The 16565-nt window shown below is 46.9% G+C and carries 12 protein-coding genes; 7 read left to right on the forward strand and 5 right to left on the reverse strand.

Features of this window, described 5'->3' with window-relative positions; translation table 11 throughout:
* The first annotated feature begins 56 nt into the window (after positions 1-56).
* Positions 57-218 carry a hypothetical protein gene (locus tag RID09_RS13510; protein WP_446336451.1) on the forward strand — a complete coding sequence of 54 codons (162 nt, stop codon included), beginning with the start codon at positions 57-59 and terminating at the stop codon, positions 216-218.
* A gap of 537 nt (positions 219-755) precedes the next feature.
* Positions 756-983, forward strand: a complete 228-nt coding sequence (locus tag RID09_RS13515) for a hypothetical protein (RefSeq protein WP_446336452.1) — start codon at positions 756-758, stop codon at positions 981-983.
* Here the strand turns inward: RID09_RS13515 and RID09_RS13520 are convergent.
* Positions 980-4480 (reverse strand): NACHT domain-containing protein, encoded by a 3501-nt coding sequence (locus RID09_RS13520; RefSeq protein WP_446336453.1) that lies wholly within the window; start codon positions 4478-4480, stop codon positions 980-982. The genes RID09_RS13515 and RID09_RS13520 overlap by 4 nt on opposite strands.
* A gap of 135 nt (positions 4481-4615) precedes the next feature.
* Here RID09_RS13520 and RID09_RS13525 point away from each other — a divergent pair, with 135 nt between their 5' ends.
* Together RID09_RS13525 and RID09_RS13530 are read left to right on the forward strand one after the other, a co-directional pair.
* Entirely contained in the window at positions 4616-6436 is a 1821-nt protein-coding gene (locus RID09_RS13525; protein WP_446336454.1) for a hypothetical protein, read from the forward strand.
* A 3-nt stretch (positions 6437-6439) separates the two neighbouring features.
* Positions 6440-8182: a DUF3685 domain-containing protein gene (locus RID09_RS13530; protein WP_446336455.1), complete on the forward strand. Its 1743-nt coding sequence runs from the start codon at positions 6440-6442 to the stop codon at positions 8180-8182.
* A 175-nt stretch (positions 8183-8357) separates the two neighbouring features.
* Here RID09_RS13530 and RID09_RS13535 read toward each other — a convergent pair whose 3' ends face one another.
* Both RID09_RS13535 and map read right to left on the reverse strand, forming a co-directional pair.
* Positions 8358-8765: a pentapeptide repeat-containing protein gene (locus tag RID09_RS13535; protein ID WP_446336456.1), complete on the reverse strand. Its 408-nt coding sequence runs from the start codon at positions 8763-8765 to the stop codon at positions 8358-8360.
* A 440-nt stretch (positions 8766-9205) separates the two neighbouring features.
* Positions 9206-9994, reverse strand: coding sequence for a type I methionyl aminopeptidase (gene map, locus RID09_RS13540; protein WP_446336457.1), 789 nt, complete (start codon positions 9992-9994; stop codon positions 9206-9208).
* A gap of 703 nt (positions 9995-10697) precedes the next feature.
* Between map and RID09_RS13545 the strand changes: the two genes are divergently transcribed.
* The 3 genes from RID09_RS13545 to RID09_RS13555 all read left to right on the forward strand — a co-directional run bounded on the left by RID09_RS13545 (position 10698) and on the right by RID09_RS13555 (position 13666).
* On the forward strand, positions 10698-11201 hold the full coding sequence (locus RID09_RS13545; protein WP_446336458.1) for a hypothetical protein: 504 nt from the start codon (positions 10698-10700) through the stop codon (positions 11199-11201).
* 505 nt (positions 11202-11706) lie between these two features.
* Positions 11707-12570 carry a ParA family protein gene (locus tag RID09_RS13550; protein WP_446336459.1) on the forward strand — a complete coding sequence of 288 codons (864 nt, stop codon included), beginning with the start codon at positions 11707-11709 and terminating at the stop codon, positions 12568-12570.
* A 157-nt stretch (positions 12571-12727) separates the two neighbouring features.
* Positions 12728-13666: a ParA family protein gene (locus RID09_RS13555; protein WP_446336460.1), complete on the forward strand. Its 939-nt coding sequence runs from the start codon at positions 12728-12730 to the stop codon at positions 13664-13666.
* A 19-nt stretch (positions 13667-13685) separates the two neighbouring features.
* On the opposite strand, the gene RID09_RS13560 is transcribed toward RID09_RS13555, so the two are convergent.
* Positions 13686-13955 (reverse strand): YciI family protein, encoded by a 270-nt coding sequence (locus RID09_RS13560; RefSeq protein WP_446336461.1) that lies wholly within the window; start codon positions 13953-13955, stop codon positions 13686-13688.
* A gap of 48 nt (positions 13956-14003) precedes the next feature.
* Positions 14004-16454: a phenylalanine--tRNA ligase subunit beta gene (gene pheT, locus RID09_RS13565; RefSeq protein ID WP_446336462.1), complete on the reverse strand. Its 2451-nt coding sequence runs from the start codon at positions 16452-16454 to the stop codon at positions 14004-14006.
* Positions 16455-16565: the final 111 nt, after the last annotated feature.

Here is a 16565-nt window from a genome sequence, read left to right on the forward strand (position 1 = left end):
TTACTATCTTTTGGGTTGCATCCAGATGTAAATAAACCCGCCCCGACTCAGGTTTTATGATGAGAATTACCATGACCACCGCCGATCAGGTTAAACTGATTCAAACAGGAAATATCCAAACCCTAACCATTCCCCCGCCAAGAACTCAAGTTCTTGGCTCAAAGCGCAAGTCGTCTAAAGACGACTCGGATTATTATAGAAACAACCCCAAAAGTTAGACACGTCTGTCTGCATTGAAACAATCAACGGTGTTTATTTCATGTCCTAATTACCCTGGCGTTAAACACTCATGGATGTAAGTTTTGAGTGGGAGATGGGAAAATTGTGTAGGGGCGGGTTTTACTACTATCTTTTCCATTGCATCCAGATGTGAATAAACCCGCCCCGACTCAGGTTTTATGAGAAGAATTACCATGACCACCGCCGATCAGGTTAAACTGATTCAAACAGGAAATATCCAAACCCTAACCATTCCCCCGCCAATAACTCAAGTTCTTGGCTAAAAGCGCAAGTCGTCTAAAGACGACTCAAATTCTTATAGAAACAACCCCAACTGTTAGACACGTCTGTCTGCATTGAAACAATTAACGGAGTTTAGTTGATGTCCTAATTACCCTGGGGTTAAACGCTCATGGATGTAAGTTTTGAGTGGGAGATGGGAAAATTGTGTAGGGGCGGGTTTTACTACTATCTTTTCCATTGCATCCAGATGTGAATAAACCCGCCCCGACTCAGGTTTTATGAGGAGAATTACTATGACCACCGCATATCAGGTTAAACTGATTCAAACAGGAAATATCCAAACCCTAACCATTCCCCAATCAAACCAACGCCCAAACCCCTGTATGTCCGGGTGCGGGTGTAGTGAAATGTACCGCCTACAATGGTTTGAACGTCCTGATTCATATTATCATTGCCGTTGCGATCGCACTTCCCATCGGTTTAATTCTGCGACAGATTCGACATCGACAAAAATAATCTAATAATCATCCTCCTCATCCAGCATAATCGTCTGTTCATGAGACACTTCTGTCTCTTCCTTCGCGCCCGCCTCTAGCGGCTCCTCCTCAGTTTCCGGCTCATAGAATTCCCAATCGTCTATCTGTTCCGTCTCTCCAGCATACTGCTGTGTATCCGACAAAGACGGTGGTTGTGCCATCTCATCCACTTGCTGCGTCTCCCCACTATACTGCTGTGTATCCGATATCGGGGCGTGGGTATCCCATTCATTCAGTTGCGCCGTCTCCCCAGCATATTGCTGTGTATCCGACACCGTAGCTTTGGCACTGAACTGCTCACGGTCAAACTGTTCAGTTTCCCCATCATAGCGATTGCTTCCTTGAGAGTAAATCGTCGGTAACATCGGTTCCCCTTCAGCACTCTCAATAAAAATCATCGGTTCATCTTCAAACAAATGCTCCTCTTCAATGGTTTTCATAAACGGAGATACAACCAACGATTGGTAATACACCTGAAATTCCTCCCAAGAAAAGAACGCCCCACTTTTAACCGCCAACTGTTTATTCGGTTCATCTAACTGAGCATCTACTAAACAAGCATTCGTCAAATTCGCCGAAGTCAAATGGGCGCCCCGCAAATCCGCCCCCAACAAATTCGCCCCTTCTAACTGCGCCCCCTTAAGATCCGCATCCGCTAAATTTGCCCCAACTAAACTTGCCCAGGCTAAATTTGCCTGTTGTAAATTAGCCGCCGATAAATTAATCCCACTTAAATCAGCAGTAGACAAATCCGCCTGCCAAAGGTTAGCCTCTGCCAGCATCACCCGATGCAAACAAGCTTGAGATAAATGAATCTGAGCCAAACTTTGTCTCGCCCGTTGCCAAAACGTCGTCGGAGACAGGGCAACGGTTCGACCAATAAAACTTAACAATTGATCGGCATCAAAATCCTGGGAAATCTCTGGATTGCCACAGGGCCAGAAGGGAAGATTCGCTTCTCTGGCTGCCGAACAGAGGACTAAAAACACATTTAATCCCACAGTGGCATCAATTTGTAACGTATTCAAGGGATTTTTCAGATCCCGCAACTGTTCGTGAACCTGGTGAGCCACCCCTTCATCAAACCAACGTCCGCGACAGTAGGCGCGATAGAAGCGATAGAGCCGTTGATATAGTACCGGGAAAGAAAAAACATCCGCATTGCGCTTTTGCTCCCGTCGCAGTCTCTCTATCACCAATTCCTCAATTTGAGGAGACAATAAACCATATCCCAACAACCGATAAAGATGCTCAGCCACATGGATAGACGAGTCAATCACAAAAGAGATTTCCCCATACTGGTTTGGCATCTTTTGCGCCAATACCTTCAGTTGTAGGGCAATTTCTTCTGCGGCTAAGTAGTCTCCTAAACTGGGATGAGAAAACTCAATCGACAGGGGTGCTAATGCCGCTTTCTGGGAGGCAGCGGATTGACGCACTGCTGGCTTCACCCCTTCCCCGGTTTTATCTCTGGGTTGGGTGCGGAAAAAGAATGTGGGTAAGGGTTGGGTAAAAGACTCCGGCGTCATTTCCTGAGGCTGGAACCGATTCTGGATCACCGTTTGCGTCACTTGATTTTGACCCGTTTGCAAAATCGTCAGTGCTGTCCCCTGCATTTGACGGCGTAACTTTTGGGGGGAACGTCCTTCTAAGAGATTCGCGATCGCTTCTAGAGAACGCCCCGCATGGGAAAACCCTTCTCGAATTAACTCTAATAAAGGTCCACTCCCACTCGCCGGTTCCCCCAGCAACCAGCGACAAATCCGGTCATAGATTTCAAACTTCACCTCAGCCGGACTCATTTTAAAGATGCGATCATCAATTAAGGCATCCCGATTTAAAATTCCCACCAAATACAGCATCAGGGGACGAGTCAGCAGCGCCACCAAGTCTGGATTCGGAGATTGCCTCTGAAACACGCCGCCATGTTTTAAGAAGTTAAAATACGACTGGGCAATCGACTTGGATTGCAGTCTTGCCCACTGGAGAAACCACTTGCGGAATTCCTCCTGCGCCATGGGTTCAATGGCAATGCGCTGGAGTCGGCTTTGTAGGGGTGGTAAACTACTATGGCGATATTTACGCGCCAACACCCCATTTAAGGTAATCGGACGACTCGTCAGGATAATCTTGTGACGAGGCAAACTCGACCCACTGATTTGGGTATGGAATCGCATCACCTGATCCATAAACGTCCACAAGTGACGCTCAGTCTGGGGAGAACGAGGCAATTCATTCAAACCATCTAAAATCAGCAAACAAGGGGGAGAACTGCGGGAAAACCAACCATCGGTATCCGTAAACCGTCCCACCGGAAATGCCGTCTCCAGGGTTTGCTCCAAGGTTTGACCTAAGGTAACATCCCGCAGGCGAATAATTACAGGCATCCACTGCGGATAAAGCTCTTGTGCCACCTGGGCGGCTAACATCTGACAGAAACTGGTCTTGCCACAACCGCCATCGGCTTCGATTACGGCAATACTATTCTTATCATTCAGTTGAGCCATGACCCATGCCATTAAATCAGTCGGTGGGGAGGAAACCGCCGCCAGATAGGCATGATCTAGATCCTGTTGGCGGCGCCGTTCCCGGTTTTCTTGTCCAATCGTGGCGGGAAGGCGTCTCCCTTTCAGGGGAACGTAGATTTCCTTGAGGGAAAACGGTTCAGCGAATAAGGGTTCACTTAAGGACACACAGAGTTCTGCCCGATAATATTCCCGATCCAAATCCAGCATCAATTGGGGAGTCGAGAACTCTTGCTCCTCATCCTCGTCTTCTGGGGGAGTGTTGAGTGTATTACTTAAATGACCCAACCGGACAAACTTTTGCAGTTGCGCCAAGGGCAGTGCATTTTCGGCAATCACCCGCAGTAAATGACCCGGAAGTCCATTACTCAACCGTTGGGTTAATAACTTAGCTTCCGTTTCCTCCGCCCCATTCGCGACAAACCACGCGATCGCTAAATTATTCATCTGCTGCACCAGAAACGAATTCGCCACAGAGGATAAGGCTTGTTCGGCTTGGGAATCACTGAGTCGTCCGGGGCGCAAGGTTTTGAGCAGGGCAATCAATTGGGGCTCAACCAGGGGTTCATCGGTATTCGGTGACGCCGGGACTTGGGCGCGATTTACCCAAGGTCTTCGCAGTTGGGCTTCTTGCTCTAAAATTCCTTGTAAGGCGTTCAGATAAGCCACCTGAAAACTCAGCCAGGTGCCTTCACTCCGGCGTAATGGCTTCCTGCGACTCAAAATCCGCAGCAAGCCCACCGTTAACTGAGACAAAATCGGCGCCACTTGCCAAGCGACAGTTAACGGTAACTCCAACACTTCCGTCAAGACACTAATCGCAAAGGGATTAAGACTCTTGACCTCCATGTCTTGGGCAATACGAAACGCAATACCCGCCAACTGGGCGTTATCCTGTCCCAGTTGGGCAAGTTCAATGTGGCGTTCTGCTAGCCAATGGCGAATGCTCAGGCTCATGCCACCCTAACTACTCCAAAACGATTCCTCATCCTATTGTGGACTCTATTGGACTAAGTACAAATCACCCTTGCCTTGTGGTTAATCGGGAATACAATAAACGGTGAACAATGAATTCTCAATTGTTTTCTATCTGTGTCCAAACAAGACTTGCCCCGATTTCATCTCCATACTTCCCAACCTGCTCGCCCACCTCGGGGACATAAGTTAGTCATCCGACTAGCAAGAGGCTCTAAGGCATCGAGTTTAGCAGAAACGGGACAATCAAACGCCGAAGTTGTCACAGACAAGCACTCTAACCCAGCCCGAGTTCGCCACCAACGTGAGTTTTGGCAGTGGTCCTTGCTGTGGTTGATGATTGTGTCCGTTATCGGAAGCATGGTCATTGGTGGTATCCTATTACTCACTAAACTGCCACCCCCTGCCAATTGCCAGCGCATTTCTCCTTTATCCACGGATAGCGAACGAATATACTGCGCTCAACTTGCCGCCCAATCGGGGGAATTCGAGCAACTCCTGGAGGCGATCGCGATCGTCCAATATTGGTCGCCAAACCATTCTCTTTATCCCCAGGCGCAGGAACTGCTGCGGGAATGGTCCGAGATGGTGCTGCAATTTGCCAGAGACACTCTGAATCAGGGAAACTATAGTGATGCCCTGAACATGGCGATGCAAATTCCGGTAAGTAGTCCCCTGTATCCTGAAGCTCAAGCCCAAATCGCCACCTGGAAACAGGAACGAATACAGGCTCAGGCAATTGTCAGTCAGTTTCAAGATGCCCTGAAAGTTCAAAACTGGCAGCAGGCGGCTCAGCTAATGACTCAACTGTCACGCCTGAATGACCCCTACTGGAGTGTATCCCGCTATGATAGCCTGATGAAACAGTTGGCGGCGGAAAAAGAGGCTTGGACACAACTGCAAGAGGCACGGGATTTAGCCAAATCGAATCAACTGAGCCAGATTGAACAAGCGATCGCGTTGGCGGCAAAGGTTGATCCTAACAGCTATATTAAAGCTCAAGCTCAGAGTGATCTGTCGAATTGGAGTCGCACGTTACTCCAAATTGCTGCCGCTCGCTTCCAAAATCAGGATTATCAGGGGGTTATTGATATTGCCCAAGGGATTCCGATTAATACTTCTCTGTATCAAGAGGCTCAAGATTGGTTACGCTTAGGGCGGGCGGGCAAACTGGTGCAACAAAACACCATCCTCGCCTTCATTGATGCCTTAACCGCTGTTCGCCAACTCGATGCCAAAAGTCCGGTGAAAAAGCCAGCCGCCGCCCAAGCGGTTCAGTGGGAGGCTCAGCTGCAAGATCGCCTCCAGTTACGCCTTGCCCAAATGAGTGCCAGTTTCGAGCAACGCCCCCTGCTACAGATGGCAATCGAACAAGCTACCCTAATTACACCCGATCGCCCCCAACGCATCAGATCACAGACATACATTGCCCAGTGGCGCAAACAGATTCAACAAATCGATGATCGTAATACCCTCAGAATTGCCCAACAACTTGCAGCAGGTAACACCATTGATCAGTTAAACGCCGCCGTCGCCCAAGCCCGTAAAATTGAGCTAGGTCAACCCTTACGCATCGAAGCCCAAAGCGCGATCGCGAAATGGAATCGCCAAATCGAAACCCTAGAAGATCAACCCATCCTCGATTTAGCCCGCGCCTTCGCCCAACGCCGGGATTTAATCGCCGCCATTTCCACTGCCAATCAAATTCGTCCGGGTCGAATGCTGTATGCTGAATCTCAAGCTGCGATCGCCCAATGGGTTGCCCAAATCCAAACCGCCCAAGATCGTCCCATCCTCGAAGCCGCCGCCGCCCTAGCCGCCCAAGGACGATTTGACGCCGCCATCGCCACCGCCGCCCAGATTCCCCCAGAACGAGCGCTCTACCAACAAGCCCAAGCCGCGATCGCTTTTTGGAAATCCCAATTCCCTAACCAATGACAAATGACAAATCAATCCACTCAAATCCTACTCATTGACGATGACCCAATTTTCCGATTGGGTTTAGTCACAGCGTTGGCAGCTTTTGCTGATTTAGAAGTTGTTGCTGAGGTTGATACACAAACGGCAGCACTAGAACGCTTAACCACCTTACTACCCCAAGAACAAGTTAATTTAATCATTTTAGACTTGGCATTAGGGCGATCGCTGGGGAGTCCCCTAACCGGGCTATCCTTATGCCAGCAACTCAAGACCGATTATCCCAACCTACCCATCTTACTGCTAAGTGCCCCATCTGAACCCAATCAGCTTGCCGCCGCCAAAGGCTTAGGAGTAGAAGGCTACTGTGCTAAAGGATGTGCCATCACCTTAATTGTAGAAGCCATAGGACAAGTTAAAGCGGGTCAATCCTATTGGCAAATGTTACCCATCCCAACCCATTCATTACCTCCCCCACGTTGGCATAACCAATTACGCCAGTCAGGATTACAACAAATTGAAGCGGCTTTAAGACAGGTAACCGCGCAACTCCAACAGGGTAATTTATCCCGCCTCGATTGGTTATTTTGGACGGGACGCCGCCGAGAATTATTGACAGCCCGGTGGATCGTAAATCAGCTTTTACCCACAGATGGCGCAATTGTACCATCTGATAATAATTATGCCGAACCTTTACCCCGTTTAACCTCTTCATCTCCTCGTCCTCCTGTCCCCCAAAATTCTCTGCGCCAATCCTCCACAAGTGCCTTATCCAAAACCTCCTCTGAGGCATTGCAGTTTCAACCCTCAACCCCCCAAGGGATGACATTAACCAAACTGGATTCAAGTTTGGCAAATTTGACCAACACTCCCTTAGAAATTGATATTCTGCAAGTAGAAAAACGCCGGGAATTACTTCGTACCGTTCTTTACAAGTTTGAGGAGATACTAGATGCCTTGCGCTTTTCCCAGGTGACTAGGGAGCAATTGATCCAGAAGCGATCGCGCTTGTTGCATGATTTGTGGTATGTTTCTTTAACTGACTTTTTTGGTCAATACTCGACCTTAGCCGTGGGCAATCAAATGATAGAAATGGTTGATATTTTGCGGCAAAATCGGGATATTGTGCAAAGGGCTATTTTGGATAAAATTCCTTTAGTGATTGAGTTAGTAGCCAATCGGCTATTTGAATCCCCGTTAATGATTGATAATGTGTCCTATCCGGCTCATACACCAGAAGCCATGGCGCGGGCAGAACTGTTATTACAAAATCTGATTATTCAAGTCGCTAATGGTGTAATTCAGCCGCTGTTAAATTCATTTTCGGATGTTGAAATAGTTAAACATAACTTTTATGATAAACGGTTGATATCTTCACGAGAAATTACTAGATTTAGGAATAATTTATCCTGGAAATATCGACGGGACGAATTAGTAGATGAACCCCGATCTATTTTTGAGAGTCGCTACAATTTGTTTGTCTTGAGCGATATTGGGATAAAAAAAGTGGCAATTTATTCCCCTCGGCGCCAAGAGTTAGAAGAGCTACAGGGTACTCAATTAGCCATAACCATCGCCTATGAAATGCGGGATGCGATCGCGCCGCGTTTGCGGGGTATAGTTGGCTGGGTTGGCAAAGGCGTGGTTTATGTTTTGACGCAAGTCTTAGGAAGAGGTATTGGTTTAATTCTTAGGGGGGTTATTCAAGGCGTGGGTAGTGCATGGCAAGATACCTGGTTTAGCAAAAATGGAGAGCGGGGAAAGTAATATCAAATTCTGTTCAAGCGTAGGGGCGGGCTTTACCCATAACCTTTTAACACCAACTGATAACTTGACTAAACCCGCCCTTTTCCCAGATCCGGGAAAAAATTAGACGCTGACCGAGTAGTATTCTAACCTTGGCATCATACTACATAAATAGGCATTCAGGAGCAAGTTTTAATCAAAAATTGCGATTGTTTTCTTGCCTGAATAGTCTAACCAACCAGGAGAGAAACCGGGAATCTTGACTAACATGTTGTTCAGACCAGATTGTACCATCAGGCATAATTGCCCCACTCCAATCTGCTCCATTAAGATTAGTCGCACTCACACCTGCGCCACTCAAATTTGCCCCCTGTAAATCTGTCTGTTCTAAGTTAGCCCAATTTAAGTCAGAGTTGCTCAAGTTTGCACATCTCAACTTAACGCGACTGAGGGTAGCCCAGTTCAAAATTACCCCACTCAAATTTGCCCCACTTAAATCCGCTCCCGTCAAATCTGCCCAACTCAGAATTTCTTCACTCAAATTGACACATTGAAAATCCCGTTGTCCTGATGCATACCGCTGCAGCAGCTCCTCAGCCGTCATTTTTATCGATCTATATTTTCTCAATCGATTGTTTCGGATATGATAGACATAAGGCTTTATGGGTTCTTTACCGATACAGAAATAAGCAAGCTGCATACTGTTATATCCCCGATAAATTGACTTTGCAATTTTCTAGCATTTCGGGGAAAATGTAATTGAACTAAATCTTAAAATATAGTGAACGTGATCGCACTAAAAGCTAAACTAAAATCCGCTTTAAGCGTGACAGGAGAATCGCCGACACCTGACGTAAAGCAATGCATAAGAGTGATAAACGTCACAAAGGGGCGACGAGGGATTGGGGATTGGGGATTGGGGATTGGGGATTGGCGATTGGCGATTGGCGATTGGGCGAAGCTTATGCGCTCTTGTGTTGACATAAAACCGAGACATCTGGGCGCATAAGCTTCGCCCCTACGAATGCTCCCCCATCCCATGCATCACGCCGATTTCATTTGGGAAATCTGTTCTGGTAACGTGAGAATCTCTACCCCCTCTTGCGTGACAGCTATCGTATGCTCAAATTGAGCCGAAAGCTTACGATCTTTAGTCAGAGCTGTCCATTTATCCGCCATAATTTCCACTTCCCATGTCCCTTCATTAATCATGGGTTCAATGGTGAATACCATACCGGGACGTAGACGCTTTCCTTTACCGCGAGTACCATAGTGAGGAACCTGGGGAGCCGTATGAAATATCCGATTAATACCATGTCCGACAAAATCTCGCACCACAGAAAAACCATTGGCTTCGGCGTATTCCTGAATAGCAGCCCCAATATCACCAATGCGATTTCCGGGTTTCACGGCGGCGATTCCTCGCATCATACATTCGTAGGTGACTTCAACCAGTTTTTTGGCGGTGGGTGAAGGTGTACCGACAAAGAAGGTTCGGGACGTATCGCCGTGAAATCCATCCAGAATCGGGGTCACGTCAATATTGATAATATCCCCGTCTTGGAGAATTTGTTTAGCACTGGGGATACCGTGACAGACGACTTCATTGATACTGGTACAAATTGACCTGGGAAAGTCATGATACCCCAGAGGAGCGCTTTTTGCTCCATTTTCTTGAGTCCAGCGTTCGGCTTCATCATTGAGTTCCAAAGTACTCACCCCTGGCTGAATCATGGGTTCAATGTGATCCAGGAGTTTGGCGGCTAAGCGTCCAGCTTGGCGCATTTTTTCGATTTCTCGGCTCGATAGGAGAACAATTCTTTCTGGTGCCATGAGTATTTATGCGGTTATTTCCCTATTCAACGAGGGGTGTATCTGTTTGAGTCTTTCTTCACTTTACTAAGAAAAGATGCGACTCGCGCCCGCCCCGACTGAGTTTTGACCCAACGCCCTTGGCTTTTGGGTAGGGTTTTGAGTCAACTCCCTTATCCCCCCATCTCCCTTGTCTCCCTTGTCTTCGGGACTTTCTATGATACCTTACTGTCTACAGGGTGCTTTTTTAGGGCAAGGGTTTCCATCCCCATCCAATCAATTCTTATGCCTTGGAGCCTTCTACCTGGTAATCCTCTACCTTCTTCATCAACTCTTTACATTATAATTCATAAATTTCCCGACTATTCCGTTGAGTGTCGCTTAAAATAATAAGTGAGTTGTTATACTCATTAAAAATATCAGAATAACAATTTAGGTCGGCTAAGACATATTTAAATTACCTATTGCTTGTTCCCTGTTCACTTTGCCAAAATCTAAATAGGTGGTTTGAAGGGACAACAGCTTAGTCACATCAACAGCCTAATAGTCTCTCCGTTTAAGAACGGTTTAATTTCTACTGATTTGTCTTCCTTCGCTGTGGGTGCAAAATGTACTTGGCTCAATGTCTGCTACGTTTAACGGCGTAACAATTTTAACAAAATCTTATCCCTTGAATATCTATAACTAATCATCGGAGATAGTAAGCCTATTTTTTTGAGATGCCATGACAGAGCTAGCCCTAATCCGCAAACCCATTATTCAACCGACTGAAATCCTGAGTCAGTTAAAAACAGGACAACTCCTCAGGGTAAATAGTACTCGTGGTAATGCTATAGTCATACGTCATCGTCATCATGCAGAACTTGCCGGTCCAGGTGCTGCCGTTGGTGGAGTTTTCGATGCAGATTGCACGCGAGTGATTCCCATTGGTACGCTTTCGTTAGTGTATCCTGAATCGCGGTACGAACGCCAGAAAGCTTATCTATTAAGGCAGCGCTGGATTTTGTTTACTCAACATGCCATGACAACTTATGTGCCGCTACACCGTGCCAAAATCTTATTGAGTTTACTCTATAAATATTTCGATGCCCAGCTTATTGATGAACTCTCAGATGAGGTGATTGCTCAGTTAGTTGGGGTTTTGCCGAAAACGATTGATAGGGTTCGTCGCTCTGGCATATCACAGACTTTCAGAAAACCCCAGCCGATAGAATCCCTAGGGGTTTGACTCAATTACCAGTAATTATGGTACGATGAACGAGGCTCCACTTGCCGCCCTTAGCGCTTCTTAGGGGAAACAATTTTCTGTTGGCACATAAAACTGCTATAGTTTAAACTAATCTTTTAAGAATTGTTCGTTAATTGTAAGCAACCCCGGTCTAAAGACACGGAGCTTTAGCCAAGTAAGTTAAAGCTGTGCTTACCAGCCTAAGTGCTAAGCGCACTACGTTATCGGCAAGTGTTAAAGACCTACCAGTAGATGCGATAGCCCGTCTACTGCTCTAGAACCAAAAAGTTAAACAGTTTTAAGGTCACTGAAACAGTGCTTTTGGATAGTTACCGACTGATAACATTGGCGAGGCTAACTTTACCCCAGAAATGGGAGACAATTGGAGGGGCAACCATACCCCTCCACCCCCTAACCCTAAAAAATTATGCGGTTAAAACCACTACCGCGTGTTCCTCCCTGGTCTAAAGACACAGGGTTTCCCACAACGAAGGAGTTTTTATGAATGGGACAGGTTATTTCAATCGTCAATATGAAAGGCGGTGTAGGTAAAACCACACTCACCGTCAACTTGGGGACAAGCCTTGCTAAGGAACATGGGATGCGAGTCTTAATCGTGGATCTCGATACCCAGATTAATGCTACTCTTAGCCTGATCCCTCCCGTGCAATTTACGCAGCGCCGCAAAGAAAAGCGCACGCTACAACAATTAGTTAATCAAGCCTTTCAATCTCATTCGTTGTCATCCTCCGCCATTGAGGATGTGATTATCCCCAACATTTGTCAGGTGAATGGATTGAACTTGATCCCCGGTAATATCGAACTGTACAACGATTTCTTATTAGCCACCCAGATTTATGCACAAACCCATAGTAATCAGCAAGAATTTGAAAAAAGCTGGAATCATCTAGAAGATGGGTTAGTTAAACGGATTATTCAACCTGTAATCAAGAATTATGATTGGATTCTGCTGGATTTTCCGCCAGGAGATAATTTACTGACACGCAGTGGTATGATTGCCAGTGACTTTTATCTGATTCCCGCCAAGCCTGAACCCCTATCGGTTGTGGGAATGGGTATTTTGGAGGGTCGCATCAGAAAACTAAAGCAGAGCGATCGCGCTACACTCAATCTACTGGGTATTGTCTTTTCCTCCCTGGGTCATGCGACGACGATGGCGGCAAAAGTCAAGAAGCGAGTCCGTTCTGATTTTGGTGATGATAAAGTCTTTATCACCGAAATCCCCACCAATGTAGCCATTGCCAAAGCCGTTGATGAGTTTAAACCCGTTGTTCTTACTGAACCCGCTTCCACCGGTGCTAAAGCATTCACCGAGTTAACCAAAGAATTTCTCCACCGGATTGCCTAGTGTGAAGATGGGGAAATGGGGGAGATGGGGAAGACAAGATAGATTACTATAATAGACTATTGCCAAAAGCTAGGTAAAGTCCAGACGCGATACAGCGTTTATCATCTAGGTTGGCTGATACCTAACCGGGTAACGTTTCTCCAAGAGGATTTTATACATGGGATTTGTCATTGCCACAGTTAATATGAAAGGCGGCGTCGGAAAGACAACACTAACCGTCAACTTGGCAACGTGCTTGGCGAAACATCACCAAAAACGGGTTTTAGTGGTCGATTTAGATACCCAAATCAGCGCCACACTCAGCTTAATTGCCCCTCAAGATTTTGCTAAAGCCAGAAAAGGTAGACGCACGTTGAATCAGTTAATTGATAAGGCAATTCGCCCCCATCGTCACGGGAAATTGGTGATTCAGGATGTTATTCAATCTTACGTTTGCTCGTTAAAAGGACTAGACTTATTACCGGGAGATATCGATCTGTATGATGAGTATTTAGTCTCCGAAATGTTGCATCAAGAAGCCAGCCGCGAAGAAACGCCCAATTTTAGTCAGGTGTGGAATCGGTTTGAGAAGCTATTGATTAAAAGTATTTTGGAACCGATTATTGACAACTATGACTTTATTATTTTAGATTGCGCTCCTGGCTATAATCTTTTGACCCGTAGCGGTATTGTTGCCAGTGATTTTTATTTACTCCCGGCTCGTCCTGAACCTTTATCGGTTGTGGGAATTCAACTTTTGGAACGGCGGATTGCCAAATTGAAAGAGAGTCATAAATCGGGCAGTTCTCTCGACCTAAACTTATTAGGCATTGTCTTTATTTTATCAGGAGGATTGCTGGGTCGATATTATAAGCAGGTGATGAATCGGGTAACGGAAGATTTTACACCGACGCAACTGTTTAAGAATCGCATTCCGATGGATGTTAATGTGGCTAAAGCCGTCGATAGTTTTATGCCTGCTGTTCTGGCTTCTCCCAGTTCTGCAGGGGCAAAAGCGTTTATACGGTTGACCGAGGAATTTGTCCAAAAAATAGCTGCGTATAAGAATGAATCTGAGAATAACTCTAAGAAAATGAATTTGGCAAACTTGGAGTGATTTGTTATTGGTTATTGACCTAAAATGCCTGAATCCATTCTTTCACGTCGTACTCTGTCCAAATGCCATTTTGCCAATAGGGATCAGCTTCAATCAATTGGCGCACGGTGGCTTCATCTTCCGCTTCATAAATGCCAAACACTTTGGTCAAATCTTTGGTTGGACCAATCGTAATTAATACGCCAGATTCTTTTTGCTGAGTTAAACCATCCAGATGGGCTTGGCGATGAGGAGCGCGTTTTTCTAATACGTCCTCACAGTAGCTTCCCCAGATTACGTATTTAGGCATGACAAATCAACTGTGAACAAAGGACATAAGACGAATGACAAATGACACTTAACTTCTCAGGCTAACGCCAAATTTTTCCAACAAGGCGTCTCGAACTTTCTGGTGGGCTGATTCCACTTCTTTGTCCGTCAGCGTGCGATCGCCTGCTCGATAGATCAGCCGGAAAGCCAGACTCCGCTGTCCTTCTGGCACTCGTTCCCCGCGATATTCATCGAATAATTGCACCGATTCCAATAAGGTTCCGGCGGCTTTTTGGGTGGTGCGTTGAATGTCAGCGACTGAGACGGTATCGGGGACAAAGAAGGCAATATCTCGATCTGCTGCTGGAAATGTGGAGTAGAGGGAAAATCTGGGCGTCAAGTTTTCATCTTGGGCAAGAGCATTTAACATAACATTCAGATCCAACTCAAACCCATAAACTTGATCAGGTAAGCTCAATTGAGCTCTAAGCTGGGGATGCAGTTGTCCGAATCTGCCCAAGCGATCGCCTTGTATCCATAAGGAAGCTGTGCGCCCTGGATGCAGGCGCGAATCCTGGCGATCGGGTTGATATTCCACGGTTAAACCTAAACGCTCAAAGACGCTTTCGACAATCCCCTTTGCCTCATACCAACTCATCGGTGCATCTTGTCCGCCTTTCGTCCATTTCCCCTGACTGGGATCGCCGCCCAAAATTCCCGCCACGCGATCGGTTTCGGCAAATCCGTCTTCGTCGCGCCAGAAGACTCGCCCGATTTCAAACCCATTTAATACTCCATTCCCTTGTTCGATATTGTACTGGGCTACTTCTATCAATCCCGATAGCAAGTTAGTCCGCAGGGCGGAATATTCGACAAATAGGGGATTCGAGAGGCAAATTTGCTCCTCTTTTTCTTCCGGTTTCACTAGGGAATATTGCAGCAATTCCGTTAATCCAGCCGCGCGGAAGGTTTCCCGAATCTTGCGGGTTAAAACCTGGTCAATCGATAGATAACCGGGTTCAGTTTTGGGAGGTAAATCTTCACAAAACTGATCATAGCCGTAGAGACGGGCAATTTCTTCAATCAGGTCAATTTCCCGTTCTAAGTCTCGGTAGCGATAGGGGGGAACCGTGACGCTCCATTTCACCGCTTCGTCGGATTCCATCGGCTGAAGTTGACATCCCAACGCCGTGAGAATGCGTTCAACGTCATCGGGCTGAATGTCACCAATCTCATCACCCAAATCCACCGGACCTAATACCTGATTCACACGCTCTAGGCGTAATTCAATCGAGCGCACCCAACTCTCTGGATCAGGGCGGGTATCGGCACTTTCTTGCACAATCGGCTTACCCTGGGCGAGTTCCTGAATTAACGCGATCGCTCGTTTAGCTGCGATACCCAATTCTGCTTGATTGACACCCCTTTCGTAACGGGTGGATGCCTCTGTGCGTAAGCCTTGAGAGCGGGCTGAGCGACGAATGGCAACGGGTTCAAAGAGGGCGGCTTCTAGAACCAGATTCTCTGTGCCATCATGGACTTCAGTTTCCTCTCCACCCATCACTCCCCCTAGCGCCACGGGGCGATCATTGGCTGTAATTAGGAGAGTTTGGGATTGAAGGGTGCGAGATTGACCATCTAGAGTGGTTAAAGATTCGTCTTTATGAGCGAAGCGAACGCCGATGGTTAAGGATTTGCCGCCTGCTACTTGTTGTAAGCGATCGCGATCAAAGGCGTGAAGAGGCTGACCCCATTCCAACAGGATATAGTTGGTAATATCCACAACATTATTAATCGGTCGCACGCCTGCGGCTTGTAAACGCTGTTTTAACCACGTCGGCGACGGTTGAATTTTCACCCCTTCAATAACCGTACCGATGTAAGCGGGACAGGCTTTAGGGTCAGCAATTTTCAACGTCAACCCACCGGTTCCTTGAGGAATTGTCAGCTTTGGCGTTGCTGGCAGGTTCAAGGATGCCCCTGTCAGGGCGGCAACTTCGCGGGCAACCCCAACCATACTCAAAGCATCAGCCCGATTCGCCGTTGCCGTCAAATCCAGGATCACATCCGTGAGTCCGAGGAGGGGACGAGCATCACTCCCCACAGGTAAAGTCTGTGCCTCAAAGATGTGAATTCCTTCCGAATCTTTTTCTAAGCCAACTTCTGCCAAGGAACAAATCATGCCCTCGGAACGTACCCCCCGCAGTTTTGAGGAGCGAATTTTCAAATCAACCGTTGGCAGGTAAGTGCCTACCGTTGCTACCGGTACATAAGCCTGTGCCCGAACATTAGCCGCGCCACAGACGATGGTGACAGGACCATTGGCGTCTCCAATATCGACTTGAGTAACTCTGAGCTTATCGGCATTGGGGTGGGGCTGCACATCCAGAACCTTCCCCACAACTACGCCATCGGCTAACTGTCGCTGATCCTCAATATCCTCAACCTCAAATCCAGCATTGGTGAGAATTTCCGCAATTTCTTGGGGAGCTAGGGTCACATCCACCAGTTCCCGCAGCCAATTTAAAGAGATACGCATTAATTTCTTGCTTGTACCGACCTCAGCTTATATGCAGTTCTGTTACTGTTATCTAACTATACCCGATTTGTTATTCGTCATTTGTCATACTCGCTTCCCTTGAGAAGCAAG

Source organism: Coleofasciculus sp. G1-WW12-02 (assembly GCF_040219735.1).
Taxonomy (GTDB): Bacteria; Cyanobacteriota; Cyanobacteriia; order Cyanobacteriales; family Coleofasciculaceae; genus Coleofasciculus.